At 72.9% G+C, this 14,238-nt stretch carries 14 protein-coding genes and 1 tRNA gene; 5 read left to right on the forward strand and 10 right to left on the reverse strand.

Annotation, left to right across the window (positions count from 1 at the left end):
• The first annotated feature begins 92 nt into the window (after positions 1–92).
• A complete protein-coding gene (gene helR / locus G3I78_RS39380; RefSeq protein ID WP_164433888.1) occupies positions 93–2,246 on the forward strand; it encodes an RNA polymerase recycling motor ATPase HelR in 2,154 nt (717 codons plus the stop codon).
• Between the two features lie 81 nt (positions 2,247–2,327).
• On the opposite strand, the gene G3I78_RS39385 is transcribed toward helR, so the two are convergent.
• The 3 genes from G3I78_RS39385 to G3I78_RS39395 form a co-directional block, all read right to left on the reverse strand.
• Positions 2,328–2,894, reverse strand: a complete 567-nt coding sequence (locus G3I78_RS39385; protein WP_164433890.1) for a Uma2 family endonuclease — start codon at positions 2,892–2,894, stop codon at positions 2,328–2,330.
• A gap of 312 nt (positions 2,895–3,206) precedes the next feature.
• Positions 3,207–4,160, reverse strand: coding sequence for a hypothetical protein (locus tag G3I78_RS39390; RefSeq protein WP_164433892.1), 954 nt, complete (start codon positions 4,158–4,160; stop codon positions 3,207–3,209).
• Between the two features lie 383 nt (positions 4,161–4,543).
• Positions 4,544–4,616 (reverse strand) — tRNA-Arg (locus G3I78_RS39395).
• A 119-nt stretch (positions 4,617–4,735) separates the two neighbouring features.
• Between G3I78_RS39395 and G3I78_RS39400 the strand changes: the two genes are divergently transcribed.
• A complete protein-coding gene (locus G3I78_RS39400) occupies positions 4,736–6,778 on the forward strand; it encodes a regulator (protein WP_239158327.1) in 2,043 nt (680 codons plus the stop codon).
• 33 nt (positions 6,779–6,811) lie between these two features.
• On the opposite strand, the gene G3I78_RS39405 is transcribed toward G3I78_RS39400, so the two are convergent.
• From G3I78_RS39405 to G3I78_RS39435, 7 genes are all read right to left on the reverse strand, one after another.
• Positions 6,812–7,711 carry a YihY/virulence factor BrkB family protein gene (locus G3I78_RS39405; protein WP_164433894.1) on the reverse strand — a complete coding sequence of 300 codons (900 nt, stop codon included), beginning with the start codon at positions 7,709–7,711 and terminating at the stop codon, positions 6,812–6,814.
• The gene (locus tag G3I78_RS39410) at positions 7,701–8,288 is read right to left on the reverse strand and encodes a hypothetical protein (protein ID WP_164433896.1); all 588 of its coding nucleotides are present in this window, start codon (positions 8,286–8,288) and stop codon (positions 7,701–7,703) included. Before G3I78_RS39410 ends, G3I78_RS39405 begins: the two co-directional genes overlap by 11 nt.
• A complete protein-coding gene (locus G3I78_RS39415; RefSeq protein WP_164433898.1) occupies positions 8,285–9,244 on the reverse strand; it encodes a DUF6286 domain-containing protein in 960 nt (319 codons plus the stop codon). The genes G3I78_RS39410 and G3I78_RS39415 overlap by 4 nt, the downstream gene beginning before the upstream one ends.
• Positions 9,241–9,426, reverse strand: a complete 186-nt coding sequence (locus G3I78_RS39420) for a hypothetical protein (RefSeq protein WP_164433769.1) — start codon at positions 9,424–9,426, stop codon at positions 9,241–9,243. The genes G3I78_RS39415 and G3I78_RS39420 overlap by 4 nt, the downstream gene beginning before the upstream one ends.
• Before the next feature lie 55 nt (positions 9,427–9,481).
• On the reverse strand, positions 9,482–9,991 hold the full coding sequence (locus tag G3I78_RS39425; protein ID WP_164433900.1) for an Asp23/Gls24 family envelope stress response protein: 510 nt from the start codon (positions 9,989–9,991) through the stop codon (positions 9,482–9,484).
• A gap of 124 nt (positions 9,992–10,115) precedes the next feature.
• Positions 10,116–10,769 carry a fasciclin domain-containing protein gene (locus G3I78_RS39430; RefSeq protein WP_164433902.1) on the reverse strand — a complete coding sequence of 218 codons (654 nt, stop codon included), beginning with the start codon at positions 10,767–10,769 and terminating at the stop codon, positions 10,116–10,118.
• Positions 10,770–10,855: 86 nt separating this feature from the next.
• Entirely contained in the window at positions 10,856–12,454 is a 1,599-nt protein-coding gene (locus G3I78_RS39435; RefSeq protein ID WP_164433904.1) for a molybdopterin-dependent oxidoreductase, read from the reverse strand.
• 192 nt (positions 12,455–12,646) lie between these two features.
• On the opposite strand from G3I78_RS39435, the gene G3I78_RS39440 reads away from it, so the two are divergent.
• The 3 genes from G3I78_RS39440 to G3I78_RS39450 are packed head-to-tail and all read left to right on the forward strand — an operon-like array spanning position 12,647 to position 14,213.
• The gene (locus tag G3I78_RS39440) at positions 12,647–13,231 is read left to right on the forward strand and encodes a sigma-70 family RNA polymerase sigma factor (protein ID WP_164433906.1); all 585 of its coding nucleotides are present in this window, start codon (positions 12,647–12,649) and stop codon (positions 13,229–13,231) included.
• Positions 13,228–13,863 carry an Asp23/Gls24 family envelope stress response protein gene (locus tag G3I78_RS39445; protein ID WP_164433907.1) on the forward strand — a complete coding sequence of 212 codons (636 nt, stop codon included), beginning with the start codon at positions 13,228–13,230 and terminating at the stop codon, positions 13,861–13,863. Before G3I78_RS39440 ends, G3I78_RS39445 begins: the two co-directional genes overlap by 4 nt.
• Positions 13,860–14,213, forward strand: coding sequence for a hypothetical protein (locus G3I78_RS39450; RefSeq protein WP_164433909.1), 354 nt, complete (start codon positions 13,860–13,862; stop codon positions 14,211–14,213). The genes G3I78_RS39445 and G3I78_RS39450 overlap by 4 nt, the downstream gene beginning before the upstream one ends.
• Positions 14,214–14,238 lie beyond the last annotated feature (25 nt).

Genomic DNA, 14,238 nt, shown 5'->3' on the forward strand with positions numbered 1-14,238 from the left:
GTGGAAGAAGCGGTCGTAGAAGAAACGACCGTAGAAGAAACGACCGTAGAAGAAACGACCGTAGAAGAAGACGTGACATCGGAGCTGTTGCCTTGAATACCCTGCCCACCAGCGTGTTCGACCTTCCCGAGCGGCTCGCCGCCAAGGCCGACCCGGCGCTGACCGCCGCCGACGAGCGGCACTTCGCGGCCATCGCGGCGTGCCTGGAGCAGACGATCGCCGAACTGACCGCCACCCTCGACGCCACCCGCCGGGCCCCCGGCGGCATCGGCCAGGAGGCGATGGACCGGGACACCGAGGTCCACCGCCTGACCGCCCGGCTGCGCACCCTGCGCCGCTTCGGCCTCGACCTGTGCCTCGGGCACATGGTCGGCGCGGACGACCCCGAGCCGGTGTACGTCGGACGGCTCGGCCTCACCGACAGCGACGGGCGCCGGCTGCTGGTCGACTGGCGCTCGCCCGCCGCCGAACCGTTCTTCGGCGCCACCCACGCCAACCCGATGGGCCTGGCCAGCCGCCGCAGGTACCGCTGGACCAACGGCCGGATCGGCGACTACTGGGACGAGGTGTTCGCCGCCGACGGCTTCGCCGGGCACCACGCCTCGCTCGACGACCAGTCCGCGTTCGTCGCCAGCCTCGGCAGCGACCGTTCGGAACGGATGCGGGACGTCCTCGGCACCATCCAGGCCGACCAGGACGCCATCATCCGCGCGGGCTCGCGGGGCGCGCTCGTAGTGGACGGCGGCCCAGGCACCGGCAAGACCGTCGTCGCCCTGCACCGCTCCGCCTACCTCCTGCACTCCGACCCGCGCCTCGGGCACCGCCGCGGCGGAGTGCTGTTCGTCGGCCCGCACCGGCCCTACCTGGCCTACGTCTCGGACGTGCTGCCGAGCCTCGGTGAGGAGGGTGTGCAGACCTGTGTGCTGCGGGACTTCGTGGCCGAGGGCGCCACGGCGGGCGTCGAGGCCGACCCGGAGGCGGCCCGCCTGAAGTCCTCCGCGGACCTGGTGAAGGCGATCGAGAAGGCCGTCCGCTTCTACGAGGAGCCGCCCACCGAGGGCATGACCGTCACCACCCACTGGTCCGACATCCGGCTCACCGCCACCGACTGGGCCGAGGCGTTCGCGGCGGCGGAGGGCGCCCCGCACAACGACGCCCGCGACCAGGTCTGGAACGAACTGCTGACCATCCTGGTCGACAAGCACGAGGGCGACGCCCCGGAGGCGCTGCTCCGCAAGTCCCTGCGCCAGAACAGGGAGTTGCTCACCGCCTTCAACCGGGCGTGGCCGCTGCTGGAGGCGGCCGACCTGGTCGGGGACCTGTGGACGGTCCCGGCGTATCTGCGGATGTGCGCCCCTTGGCTCGACCGCGACGAGGTCCGTGCTCTGCAACGCGCGGACGCCCAGGCCTGGACGGTGTCCGACCTGCCGCTCCTGGACGCGGCCCGCCAGCGCCTCGGCGACCCGGAGGTCTCCCGGCGCAGGCGCCGGCAGGAGGCCGCGGTCGCCGCCGAACGCGAGCGGATGAGCACGGTCGTGGACAACCTCATCGCGGTCGCCGACGACGAGTACGGCTCCGGTCTGGTGACGATGCTGCGCGGCGAGGACTTCCACCACGCGCTGGTCGACGAGAGCGTCGTGGAGCGGCCCGACCCGGACCGCCTGGCCGGGCCCTTCGCCCATGTCGTGGTCGACGAGGCGCAGGAACTGACCGACGCGGAGTGGCAGATGCTCCTGCTGCGCTGCCCGTCCCGCAGCTTCACGATCGTCGGCGACCGCGCCCAGGCGCGGCACGGCTTCACGGAGTCCTGGCGGGAGCGGCTCGGCCGGGTGGGCCTCGACCGGGTCGAGATGGCCGCCCTCAGCATCAACTACCGCACCCCGGAAGAGATCATGAAGGAGGCCGAACCGGTCATCCGCACGGCCCTCCCCGACGCCAACGTCCCCACGTCGATCCGCAGCACGGGCGTCCCGGTGACGTACGGCTCGGTCCCGGACCTGACCGCCGTACTGGACACCTGGCTCACCTCCCACCCCGAGGGCATCGCCTGCGTCATCGGCGCCCCCGACCTCCGGCCGACCCCCCGGGTCCGCTCCCTGCCCCCGGAGCTGTCGAAGGGCCTCGAATTCGACCTGGTGGTCCTCGTCGACCCGCAGAACTTCGGGGAGGGGATCGAGGGGGCGGTGGACCGGTATGTGGCGATGACGCGGGCGACTCAGCGGTTGGTGGTGCTGACGAGTTCCTGAGGCGGGTGGCGGGACGTACGGTGGCGGCGGCGAGGGGGCTCGGTACCTCGCCGCTCCCGCAGCTCGCCGAGAGTGTCTGGGTCAGACCTGGCCGAGGTCGATCTCCACCGGGAAAGGGGCCGCCGCCTTGAGCACGCCGGTGAAGACGTCTCCGTCCCGGTAGGCCTTCGTCGCGGGGTCGAGAACGTAGGTGTACACGAGAGGAACGCCTGTCGCGGCTTGCTCGATCCGCCAGTAGAAGGCGATGCCCGCCTTGGCGTACTGGTCGACCTTCACGATGCGGTCAGTGGTCTCCGAGCCCGGCGACACCACCTCCGCGACCAGCAGCACGTGCTCAGGACGGGTGGGGGTGATGTCGATCGTGTCCGCGCGGTACACGACGACGTCCGGGCGGCGATTGGTGAGCGGGACGTCCTGAAGCCGGACGTCGAAGCCAGTGTCGGCGTTCCACTCCGGGCCCGCGGCGGCATCCAGGGCGTTGGCCACAATCCGGGCCAGCCGGTTGTGCCGCTTGGACGCGCTCGGGCTCACGACGACCATCCCGTCCACGATCTCGATCCCGGCGCACTGCTCCTCGGACCAGGACTCGTACTCCTCCGCCGTGATCTGCTCATGCATCCATGCCGGGGCCACCATCTCGGCTGTCATGAAGCACCTCCCGGACGCTGCGCCGCGGGCTCGATCCCGCTGGATTCAACGTACTGTCTGCCGTCCTTCCGGCACGCTGATCTCGCTCACGCCGCCCTTTGGAGAAGCGTGGTGAGAGAGTGCCCGCGCAGGCAAGGCACCTTGAGCGAGACCTGGAACACCGCCGCGACATTCTCGCGAGTCCGGCCCGCCGCCAACGCGGCCACCGCCCGCAGTCGAAGAGCCTCCTGCGCCGAAGACGACAACTGCCGTGCGTCCCCCACCAGTTCACTCACGCAGGGAACAACGACCCAGAACATCTACCGTTTCGGATCAATAAGAGGCTCGGTTTTGGGCAAGCTCCGGGTTCTGGGTGGGGGTGTCGGTCGGGGCCGGGACGTCCTTCCCGGCGCTCTCCGGCGCGCCGAACCAGGCCACCGCGACCGCGCCCGAGACCGCCAGGACGAAGCCGGTCACCGCCAGCCAGGCGAAGCCGGGGCGTGAGGAGTCCCCCAGCCACCAGACGCCGATCATGCCGGGCAGCACGGTCTCGCCGACCACCAGCGCCGCCGTCGCCCCGTTCACCGAGCCGAGCTGCAGCGCGACGGTGTGCAGGTACATGCCGCCGATTCCGGCGACGAGAATGGCGTACAGGGCCGGGTCGGTGAGCAGCGTGCCCAGGTCGAACGGATCGATCCCGTTCAGTACCCGCACGCCCACGCCGAGCGCGCCGAAGCCGAGACCGGAGAGCAGACCGGCCAGGATCGCGGCCCGGGCGCCGACCAGCCGGACCAGGACCGTGCCGCCCGCCATCATCAGCAGTGAGATCGTGAGGAGCCACCAGTGGGTGGTGATCGGCGTGTGCCCGCTGCCCTCAGGGCCCGCCGCGCTCGCGAGGAGCACCAGTGCCGAGCAGACGACTGCGATCGAGGTCCACTCCGCCCGGGTCAGCCGGATGCCGAGCAGCTTGACGCTCAGGACGGCCGTGATGATGAGGTTGGCGCTGATGACCGTCTGGGAGAGGAACAGCGGCAGCAGACGGGCGGCGAGCGCGCCGAGCCCGAAGCCGACGAAGTCCAGGACCGTGCCGACGACGAACTCCCAGGTCATCGCGGCCTGGGCGGTGGAGGAGAGACTGGGGCCGCCATGGGTGGTGACCTGTCCGGTGGTGTGTCCGGCGGCGGCCGCCTCGCGGCGGGCCGACTTGCGGGAGCCGACGGCCTGGAGGACGGAGCCCGTGCCGTAACAGATCGAGGCCGCAACTGCGGTCAGGAGTCCTATGAGCACCGAGCACTCCGTTCAGGGGGTGGTTCCTGGCTGTTCTCACTGCCAGACGTGGGATTGACCGCCCGCGTTGCGTGAACCGGGTCTGCGTCGAGATGGACGTGAAGAAGGCCGTCCGGTATCCCGCAGGGGACGCGCGATCAAGCGGAGATGCCCGCTGCGTGTTCGGTCGCAGCAGGCCACGGGCTGCGACCGCCAGCAGCGGAGACACCACCACTGCGGCCGAACAGGGCCATCGGCTGGTGCCGCCCTTGAACGCCGGATCCGTTGGATGCGGACTCTCCGAACGGGCTTGAGGTTGGTGTTCGCCGTGCTGATGGCCAATGCCACGGCTACGACGAACAGCGCGCCCACCCGAGAGAGGTGAACGCGCTGGTCAGACACTGTGCCCCCGGCAGGATTCGAACCTGCGACACCCGCTTTAGGAGAGCGGTGCTCTATCCCCTGAGCTACGAAGGCAAGGGTGGCGACCGCCACCGACGGCGGTCCCTGACAGGTTAGCCGATCGGACCGGGGTGGTGGGGCCGAGGGCGATGCCTGAGCTCGATTCATGATCGGGGGTACGGGAGGATGGCGTCATGGCGATGACGGTTCCGGAGGAAGAGAACTCCTTCATCGGCCGCTCGGAGGAGCTCGACCTCGTCGCGGCGGCGCTGACGCGGGACCGGCTGGTCACGCTGACCGGGGTGGGAGGGGTGGGCAAGACCCGTCTCGCCCAACGGGCCGTCACGCAGGGGCCGTTGGCCGCGCAGGACGGCGTCGCGTGGGCGGATCTGGCTCCGTTGCGCAACGCGGCACTGCTGGCCGCCACCGTCGCGGACGCGCTCGACCTGTCCGACCACACCCCGCGGATGCCTCTCGACGCGATCTGCGCGTGGATCGGGGACCGCGGGCTCCTGCTGGTCCTGGACTCCTGCGAGCACCTGGTCGGCGCGTGCCGCGACCTGGTCGGTGACCTTCTGATGGCCTGTCCCCGGCTGCGGATCGTGGCGACCAGCCGCCAACCGCTGGGCGTGCGCGGCGAAGCGGTCGTCGCGGTCGAGCCGCCGGCCTCCCTGGACGAAGCGGTCGCCCTCTTCGCCGACCGGGCCGCGACCGCCGGGAGCCCCCTGAAGGACGACGCCGACGGCCGACTCGCCGCGACCCTGTGCGAGCGGCTGGAGCGGCTGCCGCTGGCGCTGGAACTCGCCGCCGCCCAGCTGCGGTCCGTGCCGCTGGCGGAACTCTGCGTGGCCCCGCGCCCGGCCGTGGACCTCCCGCTCGCGCCGCAGCACCGGGCGCCGTTGCGGCACGGCGCCCTGCGGACCACGATCGGCTGGAGCCACGAGCTGTGCACACCGCCGGAACGGCTGCTGTGGGCACGGCTGTCCGTCCTGCCCGGTCCGTTCGACGAGACCACGGCCCGGCAGGTGGCCGGCGCGGCACCGCTGTCCCCCCGCGAGGCGGGCCGGGCCCTCGCCGCCCTGTGCGACAAGTCGGTGGTCGTCAGGCGGGGCGGCACCTACCGGATGCTGGACGCGGTCCGCGAGTACGGCCGGATGTGGCTGGCCGAGATCGGTGCCGAGGAGGCGATGGCGGACCGCCACGCCGCGTACGTCCTGAGCCGGACGAGACAGGCCCATGCCGAGTGGTTCGGCCCGGCTCAGGCCGGGTGGTACCGGCGGATCGGGTTCCTCCACGCCGACATCAGGCTCGCCGCCGACCACTTCCTGCTGACCGACCCGGCCGCCGCGCTGGAGCTGATCGGCCACGTCACGTTCTACTGGGTCTGCTCCGGCTATCTGTACGAGGCCCGGCAGTACCTGGAGCGGGTGATGCGGCAGCTGCCCGAGGAGGACGCGGGCGGGGCACGGGTGCAGGGGCTGTGGAGCCTCGGCGTCGCCCTCACGCTCCAGGGCGAGCATGACGCCGCCCGCCGGACCGCCGTCGCCTGCCGGAACGCGGCGGTGGCGGCCCGGGATCCCGAGGGCCGGGCGAGAGCCGCCTACCTGGACGGACTGCTGCACCTGCTGGACGGCCGGCCGCTGGCCGCGGGTACCGGCGTCGAGGCGTCGGGGACCGTGGCCGGTGTCCCGCGCCCCGACCGGCTGACCGCCGCGAGCGCCCTGTGCCGCCTCGTCCACGTCTTCGCCCTGACCGGCTCGGGCCGGCTGGAGGAGTCCCGCGAGGAGGCGCTCGCGCTCCGCAGAGTCTGCGAGTCGCTGGACGAGTACTGGACTCGGTCGTACCTCGACCACCAGCTCGCCCTCGTCGCCGTCATGGAGCGGAGAGCGGGGGACGCCGTAGGCCATGCCCGCGCGGCGCTCGGTGCCAAACGGCACATCGGGGACGCCTTCGGGATCGCCATGGTGATGGACGTCCTGGCGATCTCCCTGACGGACCTGGGGGAGACGCGCTCCGCCGCCTACGCCTTCGGGGCGGCCCGGCGCTTCTGGGAGACGGTCGGTCATCCGCAGCGCGGCACCCCGGAGATGGCACCGCTGCGCGACCAGTGCGAGGAACGGCTCGTGCGGCTGCTCGGCGACGCGGAGTACGGGCGGGTCCAGGACCGGGCGGCGGCGAGCGACCCCCGCACCCTCGTGTCCTGGGGGGCCGAGGGAGGTCCGCTGCCGGAGAGCTGATCCGTGCCGGTAGCCCTGGACCGGCCCGCGCGGTCAGGGCTGTACGGCGGACGGCCTGCGGGTGCCGGAGAGTTCGGCCGCGAACTGGGCGCCGGTCAGCAGCGCCAGGTTCGACAGCCACAGCCACACGAGGAAGACCACGACGCCGGCCAGCGAGCCGTACAGCCGGTTGTAGGCGCCGAGCGTCGAGGCGTACAGGGAGAAGCCCGCCGAGACGGTCAGCCACAGCACCGCGGCCAGCCCTCCGCCGAGCAGGCTGTGGGCGCGGCGCCGGGCCGCCGCCGGGCCGGTGTGGAAGACCACCACGACCAGCAGGGCGACCAGACACAGCAGCAGGGGCCAGCGCAGCAGGCTCCATACCCAGGCCGCGGTGGCGCCCACCCCGAACGGGCGGCCGACGGCCTCGGCGAGCGGGCCGCTCAGCAGCAGGGTCAGCGAACCGACCACGAGCAGCGTGAGCAGGACGAGCGCCGTCAGCACGATCCGGTGCGCGCGGCGCCAGGGCGAACGGTGGTCCTCGACGCGGTGCATCCGGTGCAGGGCCCGGCGGAAGACCGCCAGATAGCTGGAGGCCGACCACAGCGCGCTGGCCGTGCCCGCCACGATCAGGGGCCAGGCCGCGCCGTCCGCACTCAGGGCGCGGGCCAGCACGGCGTGCAGCTCCGGACCGGACTGGGCCGGTGCGTACGCGGTGACGTGGGCGGCGAACTCCTCCGCCGTACCCGGGCTGATCATGGCGAACGCGAGGACGGTGGCGGGCAGCGCGGGCAGCACGGCCAGGATCGAGTAGTACGTCAGCGCCGCCGCGTAGTCCGAGATGTCGTCGTTCCACAGGGACACCGGGGTGCGCCGCAGCGCCGGCCACCACGGCACACGCCGCGTCCGGGTGGCCACGGCGGACTGTGCCTCAGCGGACTGCGCCTCAGCGGACATGGGGCACCCGGTGGGAGTCGGCGTCCAGCCGGATCTGGGTGCGGGTCGCGCCGGGCGCCACGGACCGCTCCGCCTGCTCCGCGAGGGCTCGCAGGCCGGGCAGTACGGCGTCGGGCCCGGTGCCCGTCGCCAGCCGGACCCGCAGGACGAGTTCCAGCCTGCCCCCGGTGCGGGGCAGCACGCGGGTGCGGCAGCGGACCACGCCGGGCAGGGCCGCCGCCCGGAGCGACAGGGCGTCTGCCAGCGCCCGGGGGCGCACCGTCCCGCCCGGCAGGGGCAGGGCGAGCCGACGGGCCGGTCCGGTACCTGTCTGAGCCAGCGCCCACCAGGCGAACAGCACCGTCAGGACGGCCGCCGCGGCGATGGCCGTGGGTGTCCACCACCCCTGGTCCCGCAGCCGCGCGAGCCCGGCCCGGTCGAGCAGGACGGCACCGGGGGCCGCGGTGGGCCACCAGGACGGCAGCCGGGGCGTGACAGCGCGGTCCGTGGCGGCCAGCAGTCCGCCGGCGAGCAGGAGACCCAGTCCGACAACGGCGAGGACGGCCCGGTTGGCGACCGTACGAAGGCGGCGCGTCACAGGTCACCTCCCACCACGGCATCCGGCACGGCCACCGGCGTGGCCGGTTCGGTCGCCGGTCGCCACAGCGGTTCCGGGGTCACCGTCACGCGCAGTCGCAGGTCGCGGCGGAGCCGGCACGCGGCCAGCGCGTCGCGTGCGGCGGCCGTCACCGCGGTGTGCGCCGCGGCCCGGTCGCCGAAGGCGAGGGCGGCCCGGACCGCGACCCGGCGGCCCCGCACCCGCGTCCGGACCCCGGTGACCCCGTCGACGCCCGTCACCGCGTCGCGGATCAGGACGGCCACCGTCGAACGTTCGACGACCGTGTCGATCCGGGGCCCCGGTCCGCGCACCGTGTACTGGCGGCGGTGGCCGGGGGTGAGGGCGAGCACGACCATCCACAGGCCCGCCAGGGCGGTCAGGCCGCCCGCGGCGACCACCGCGGGGTCGCCGGGCCCGTGTCCCGACAGCCAGTGCACGGCCCAGGTGCGCCAGACGCCGGGCGTACGGTCCGCGAAGTGCACCCGGGCCAGATCCAGGACGAGGGCACCGCACCCGACGGCGGCGGCCCAGGTGACGAGGGCGACCGGCACGCGGCGCCGGGACCACAGGCGTCGCGGCGTACGGAGCCCGGGGACATCCTCGACCCCCTCGCCCGCCTCGGGCACACGGACGGGGACCGGGGGTGCGAACGCGGTGACGGCGACGCGGGCCACCGACACCTCCAGCCCCGACAGCCGTCGGGTGCGCTCGCTCACGTGCTGGTGGACGTTGCGCACGGAGTCGGCCAGCGGCGCCGGAAAGGGCAGCGTGACCCCGAGGGACACCTCGGCCCTCGTGCCGCGTACGGACGCCGCCGCTCCGGCCGCGCGGACCCCGCCTTCGTTCGGCAGGGCCTCGGTGGCCGCCCGTTCGGCGATGCGGCGCACGGCCCGTTCCGAGACGGTGGTGGTGCCCCGCTGGGCGGCGGCGGTCATCGGCGGCTCCGCTCGAACGCGTCCCGGACGTCCTGGACGGTGCCGCCGCCCTCGATCCACCGGCCCAGCGCCCAGCCCAGGCCGCCGAGCGCGGCCACGAGCAGGAACGCGCCGAAGCCGCCGAAGTAGCCGGCGAACGCCAGCGCCATGCCCGCGATCATCCCCACGAACGGGGTGCTCATACCGATCCGCCTCTCACCCTGATCCGCTCCTGTCGGCCCTCGTGCCCGGGCTCCGCTATTCCACGCGGGCCTCGGCCGTGGTGGCGGGCTCGTCCTCTTCGGGCAGCCGGACGTCGTTGACCGTGACGTTCACCTCGACGACCTCCAGTCCGGTGATGCGCTCCACGGCGGAGATGACGTTCTCGCGCACGTCGCGGGCCACGTCCATGACGGGCACTCCGTACTCGACGACCAGGTCCAGGTCGATGGCGGTCTGTCGCTCGCCGACCTCGACCTTCACCCCGCGTCCCACGTTGGGCCGGCCACCGGGCACGCGGTCGCGCACGGCGCCGATGGTGCGGGAGAGGCCTCCGCCCATGTCGTACACACCCGGGATCTCGCGGGCCGCGATGCCCGCGACCTTCACGACGACCACGTCGGCGATCGACGTCCGGCCACGGTCAGGGGCGGGTTGACCGGCCCCGGTCACACCGCCGGAGACGGCGGTCGTGCTCGGCTGCGCCGTGCTCGTGCGGGGTGTGGAGGTGGAGACGGTCTTGGCGGTGGGTGCGGTCTGTGTGGTCACGGCACATCCCTCTTCGTCGTCGCGTGAGTTGCTCTCCCTTCCTTGGACCCGCACCGCCGGCTTCTGTGACGCGGACCGCCGGGAAAGGCCGGGCACCAGGAGGTGGTGCCCGGCGGACGGGGGGTCAGCTGGTGGGCATGAGGACGCTGTCGATGATGTAGACGGTGGCGTTGGCCGTCTTCACGTTGCCGCACACGACCTTGGCGGAGCCGTTGACGGTGTAGGACTCCCCGGAGCCCGACGTGGTGAGCTTCGACTTCTCCAAGGTGTCGAAGGAGCCCTTCGCCAGGTCGGCCGGGGCGAGCTTCTGGCCTACGACGTGGTAGGTGAGGATCTTCGTCAGCTGGGCCTTGTCGTTGAGGACCTTGTCCAGGGTGGCCTTGGGGATCTTGGCGAAGGCATCGTTGGTCGGCGCGAACACGGTGATGTTCTGGGCGTTGTTGAGGGTGTCGACCAGGCCGGCCTTCTTCACCGCGGCGACCAGCGTGGACAGGGCGGGGTTGTTGGAGGCGGCGGTGGCGACCGGGTCCTTGGCCATGCCGTCGAAGGAACCGGCGCCGCTCGTGGGCACCCCGGAACAGGCGGCGCCGAACGGCTGGTCCGCGGAGGTGGTGCTGCCGGAGCCGGTCATGCCGTCGTCCGACGCGGAGGCCGACGCCTTGGGGGAGGAGTCCGACTTGGCGGAGTCGCCGCTGCTGTCGGAGCAGGCGCTCAGGGCCAGCGGCAGGACGGCCGCGGCGGCGAGGGTCACAGCGGTACGGCGGATACGGGTGTTCACGATGTGTCTCCTGTGGATCACGGCAGCCGGGTGCTGCCTTCTTAGGGGGAAAGGTGGTCTGGTCAGGGGAAAGGTGGTCCTGGGATTCAGTCGACGGTCACGACCACGGAGTGCCATCCGCTCGCGCCGTCGGGGATGGTCCGGGTGCGTCTGTCGGTCTGGGTCCGGCCGGTGCGGTCGGTGGCCCGGACGGTGAGGGTGTGGCCGCCCCGGGTCGCCTGCCAGGGGAAGGACCACTGGCGCCAGGTGTCGGCCGTGTCCTCGGCGGCGAGCCGGGCCTCCTGCCAGGGCCCGTCGTCGACGCGGACCTCGACCTTGTCGATGCCGCGGTGCTGGGCCCAGGCGACCCCGGCGACCATCACCGCGCCCGCTTTCGGCCGGGCGAACGGCTTCGGGGTGTCGATCCGCGACTGCGTCTTGATCGGCGCCCGGCGCGCCCAGCCGCGCTTGACCCAGTACGGGTCGTAGGCGTCGAACGTGGTCAGCTCCAACTCCTCGATCCACTTGCAGGCGGACACGAACCCGTACAGGCCGGGCACCACCATGCGGACCGGGAAGCCGTGGGCGAAGGGCAGGGGTTCGCCGTTCATGCCGACGGCGAGCAGGGCGTCGCGGCCGTCCATCAGGTCCTCGACCGGGCTGCCGATGGTCATGCCGTCCACCGAGCGGGCCACCAGCTGGTCGGCCGGCCCGCCCTTCGACGGGGGCCGCACCCCGCACTCCGCCAGCAGATCCGCCAGTCGTACGCCGATCCAGCGGGCGTTGCCCGCGTAGGGGCCGCCGACCTCGTTGGAGACGCAGGTGAGGGTGATGTCGCGCTCGACCAGGTCACGGCGCAGCAGATCGTCGTAGGAGAGGACGACCGGGCGGGCGACGCCCTTTCCGTGGATCCGCAGCTTCCAGGTCGCCGCGTTCACCTTGGGCACCACCAGCGCGGTGTCGACCCGGTAGAAGTCACCGTTCGGTGTGGTGAAGGGGCTGATCTCCGGGATGCGCAGCCCGGCGCCCTTCGGTACGGGGCCGGCCGGTGAGGCCGGTACCGGCAGCACCGCGTTCCGGCGGGAGGCGACCGCGTCCCGGGCCCGGGAGCCGCCCAGGGACCGGCCGAGCACGCCCGCCCCGACCGACGCGGCGGCGGCCGCCGTGGCCGTGACCACGAACCCGCGCCGGTCCCAGCCGGCACCGGAGCGCGATGGGCCCGGCACGGCCGTGTGGGGCACCCGCAGAGCGAGGCGGCCGGCGAGGACGTGGAGGAGACCCGCGCCGGCGAGGGCGCCCACCGCCGAGGGCAGCGCGTCGAGCGGACCCGTCGAGTCGGGCCTGCTCATCGCCGCGGCCGCGCCGACGGCACCGAACACCATGACTCCGGCCGTTCCTGCGCGCCGGAAACGGAGAACGACAATTCCGAGCAGCAGCGCGAAAATCGTGAGGACGGCGAGAATTCCGAGTTGGAGAACCAGTTTGTCGTCGGTGCCGAAATGCCGGATCGCCCAGTCCTTGACGGCGGCCGGAGTCCGGTCGATCGCGGCGCCCCCGACCGCGACGACCGGTCCCGCCTGGGGCCGGACCACGCCGGCCACCAGCTCGGCGACCGACAGCGCGGCGAAACCGGCCAGGGCGCCGCTGAGGGCTCCCAGGGCCGACAGGCCGGGCCGGATTCGGTGTTCCTTCTGCTTCTCGGTCACGTGGGGAATCCGGTCCCGGAGTCCTGGCGGATTGGTTCTTCCCACGTTCGAATGAATTCTTTTTCGGGACCAATCCGGAAGCGCTCCGGCTACGGATCACCAGGAATTCGCACCGCCCTCCCGGCCGACCGCGTCACAGCGGCGGCCCGGCGGTGTCCAACCTTCAGAGGACCGGACGAGAGGAGCCGCCCAGTGGCGGGGGCCCGCACACCGAGCGCACCACCGGACAGCAGGCACGAGACGGACGACGGGCTGCTCGCGGTGCGTGCCGCGGAGGGCGACGAGGACGCCTTCGCCGTCCTCGTCCAGCGGCACGCACCGTCGCTGATCCGGCTCGCCACGAGCCTGCTCGGCACCCCGACCGAGGCGGAGGACGCCGTGCAGGACGCCTTCATCAACGCCTGGCGGCGGCTGCCGGAGTTCCAGGGGCGCTCCTCCTTCGCCACCTGGATGTACCGGATCGTCACCAACCGCTGTCTCAACGTGCTGCGGGCCCGCAGACCGGTGGCACCGCTGGAGGAGGCGGGCGACGTGGCCGCGGCCGAGCACAGCACGTCCCCGGCGCGGATCGCCGAGGGCCGGGACGCGGTCCGGGAACTGCGCGAGGCCCTCGACCTGCTGTCGCCCGAGCAGCGCGCCTGCTGGGTGCTGCGGGAACTGGACGGCCTTCCCTACGAGTTCGTCGCGGACGCGGTCGGCATCAGCCAGGAGGCCGTACGCGCCCGTGTCTTCCGCGCACGCCGTTGTCTGACACAAGCACTGGGGGCCTGGCGATGACCGCCCACACCGACCCGCCGAACCGCCCCTTCGACCACGGGGACGACGAACTCCTGCCGTGCGGACGGCCGTTGTCGCAGACCTGGGACGCCTGGGAGCGCCGGGACGAGGACCCCCATCTGCGGTCCTGCCCGCACTGCCGGGACGCCGTGCACGGACTCGACGAACTGGAGTCGGCGGCCCGCCGTCTGCACCGGCGGACCGCGGACGGCTCCACCCACGACATCGAGTCGCTGACCCGGCGCGTCATGGACGTGGTCCGCCTGGAACTGCGTCCCGGCCGTCCCCTGCCCCTGGGGGAACCCACCGAGGACCTGTGGATCATGGAGGCGGTCGCGGCCCGCGCGGTGCGTGCGGCGGCCGAGACCGTCCCCGGGGTACGGGCGGGCTCCTGCCGGCTGCTGTCCGCCGGTGCCGACGCTGCCGACGGTGCCGATGGGCCCGTCGGGGTGCGACTGGACATCCACGCCCCCGCCGGCGTGCCCCTGCCGGACATCGCCGCACAGGTGAGGGAACGGGTGTGGGCGGTCGCCGACCGGGAACTGGGCATGGCCATAGCGGTCGTGGACATCCGTGTCACCGACGTCGTGTCCGCCCCGGCCGACGATGAGCAGGAAGGCCGTACGCCATGACCGCCCACCACACGAACACCGCGCACACGACGCTCGTCGAGGAGGTCGCCGGCGTGGTGGAGAACGTGCCCGGGGTGGCCTTCCTCAGACCGGCCCTGGCCGACCGCATGCGCTCCGCGCTCGCCCGGCAGGCCCCGCGGACCGGCCGGGACCGGTCGGCGGGGGTGCGGATGGTCCGGCCGGACGGCCGTGAGTCCTGGCACGTCGAGATCCATGTCGTCGTGGACCGGCGGATCCGGGCACTGGACGTGGCCCGCGCCGTCCGAGCCGACGTCGTGGGCCACCTGTCCGCCCTCGCGCCCGAGCAGCCCGCGGCCCAGGTCACCGTGACGGTCACCGGGCGGGTGTGAGGACCCTGCGCCGCGGATTCCGCAC

This window comes from Streptomyces sp. SID13726, assembly GCF_010548375.1.
Taxonomy (GTDB): domain Bacteria; phylum Actinomycetota; class Actinomycetes; order Streptomycetales; family Streptomycetaceae; genus Streptomyces.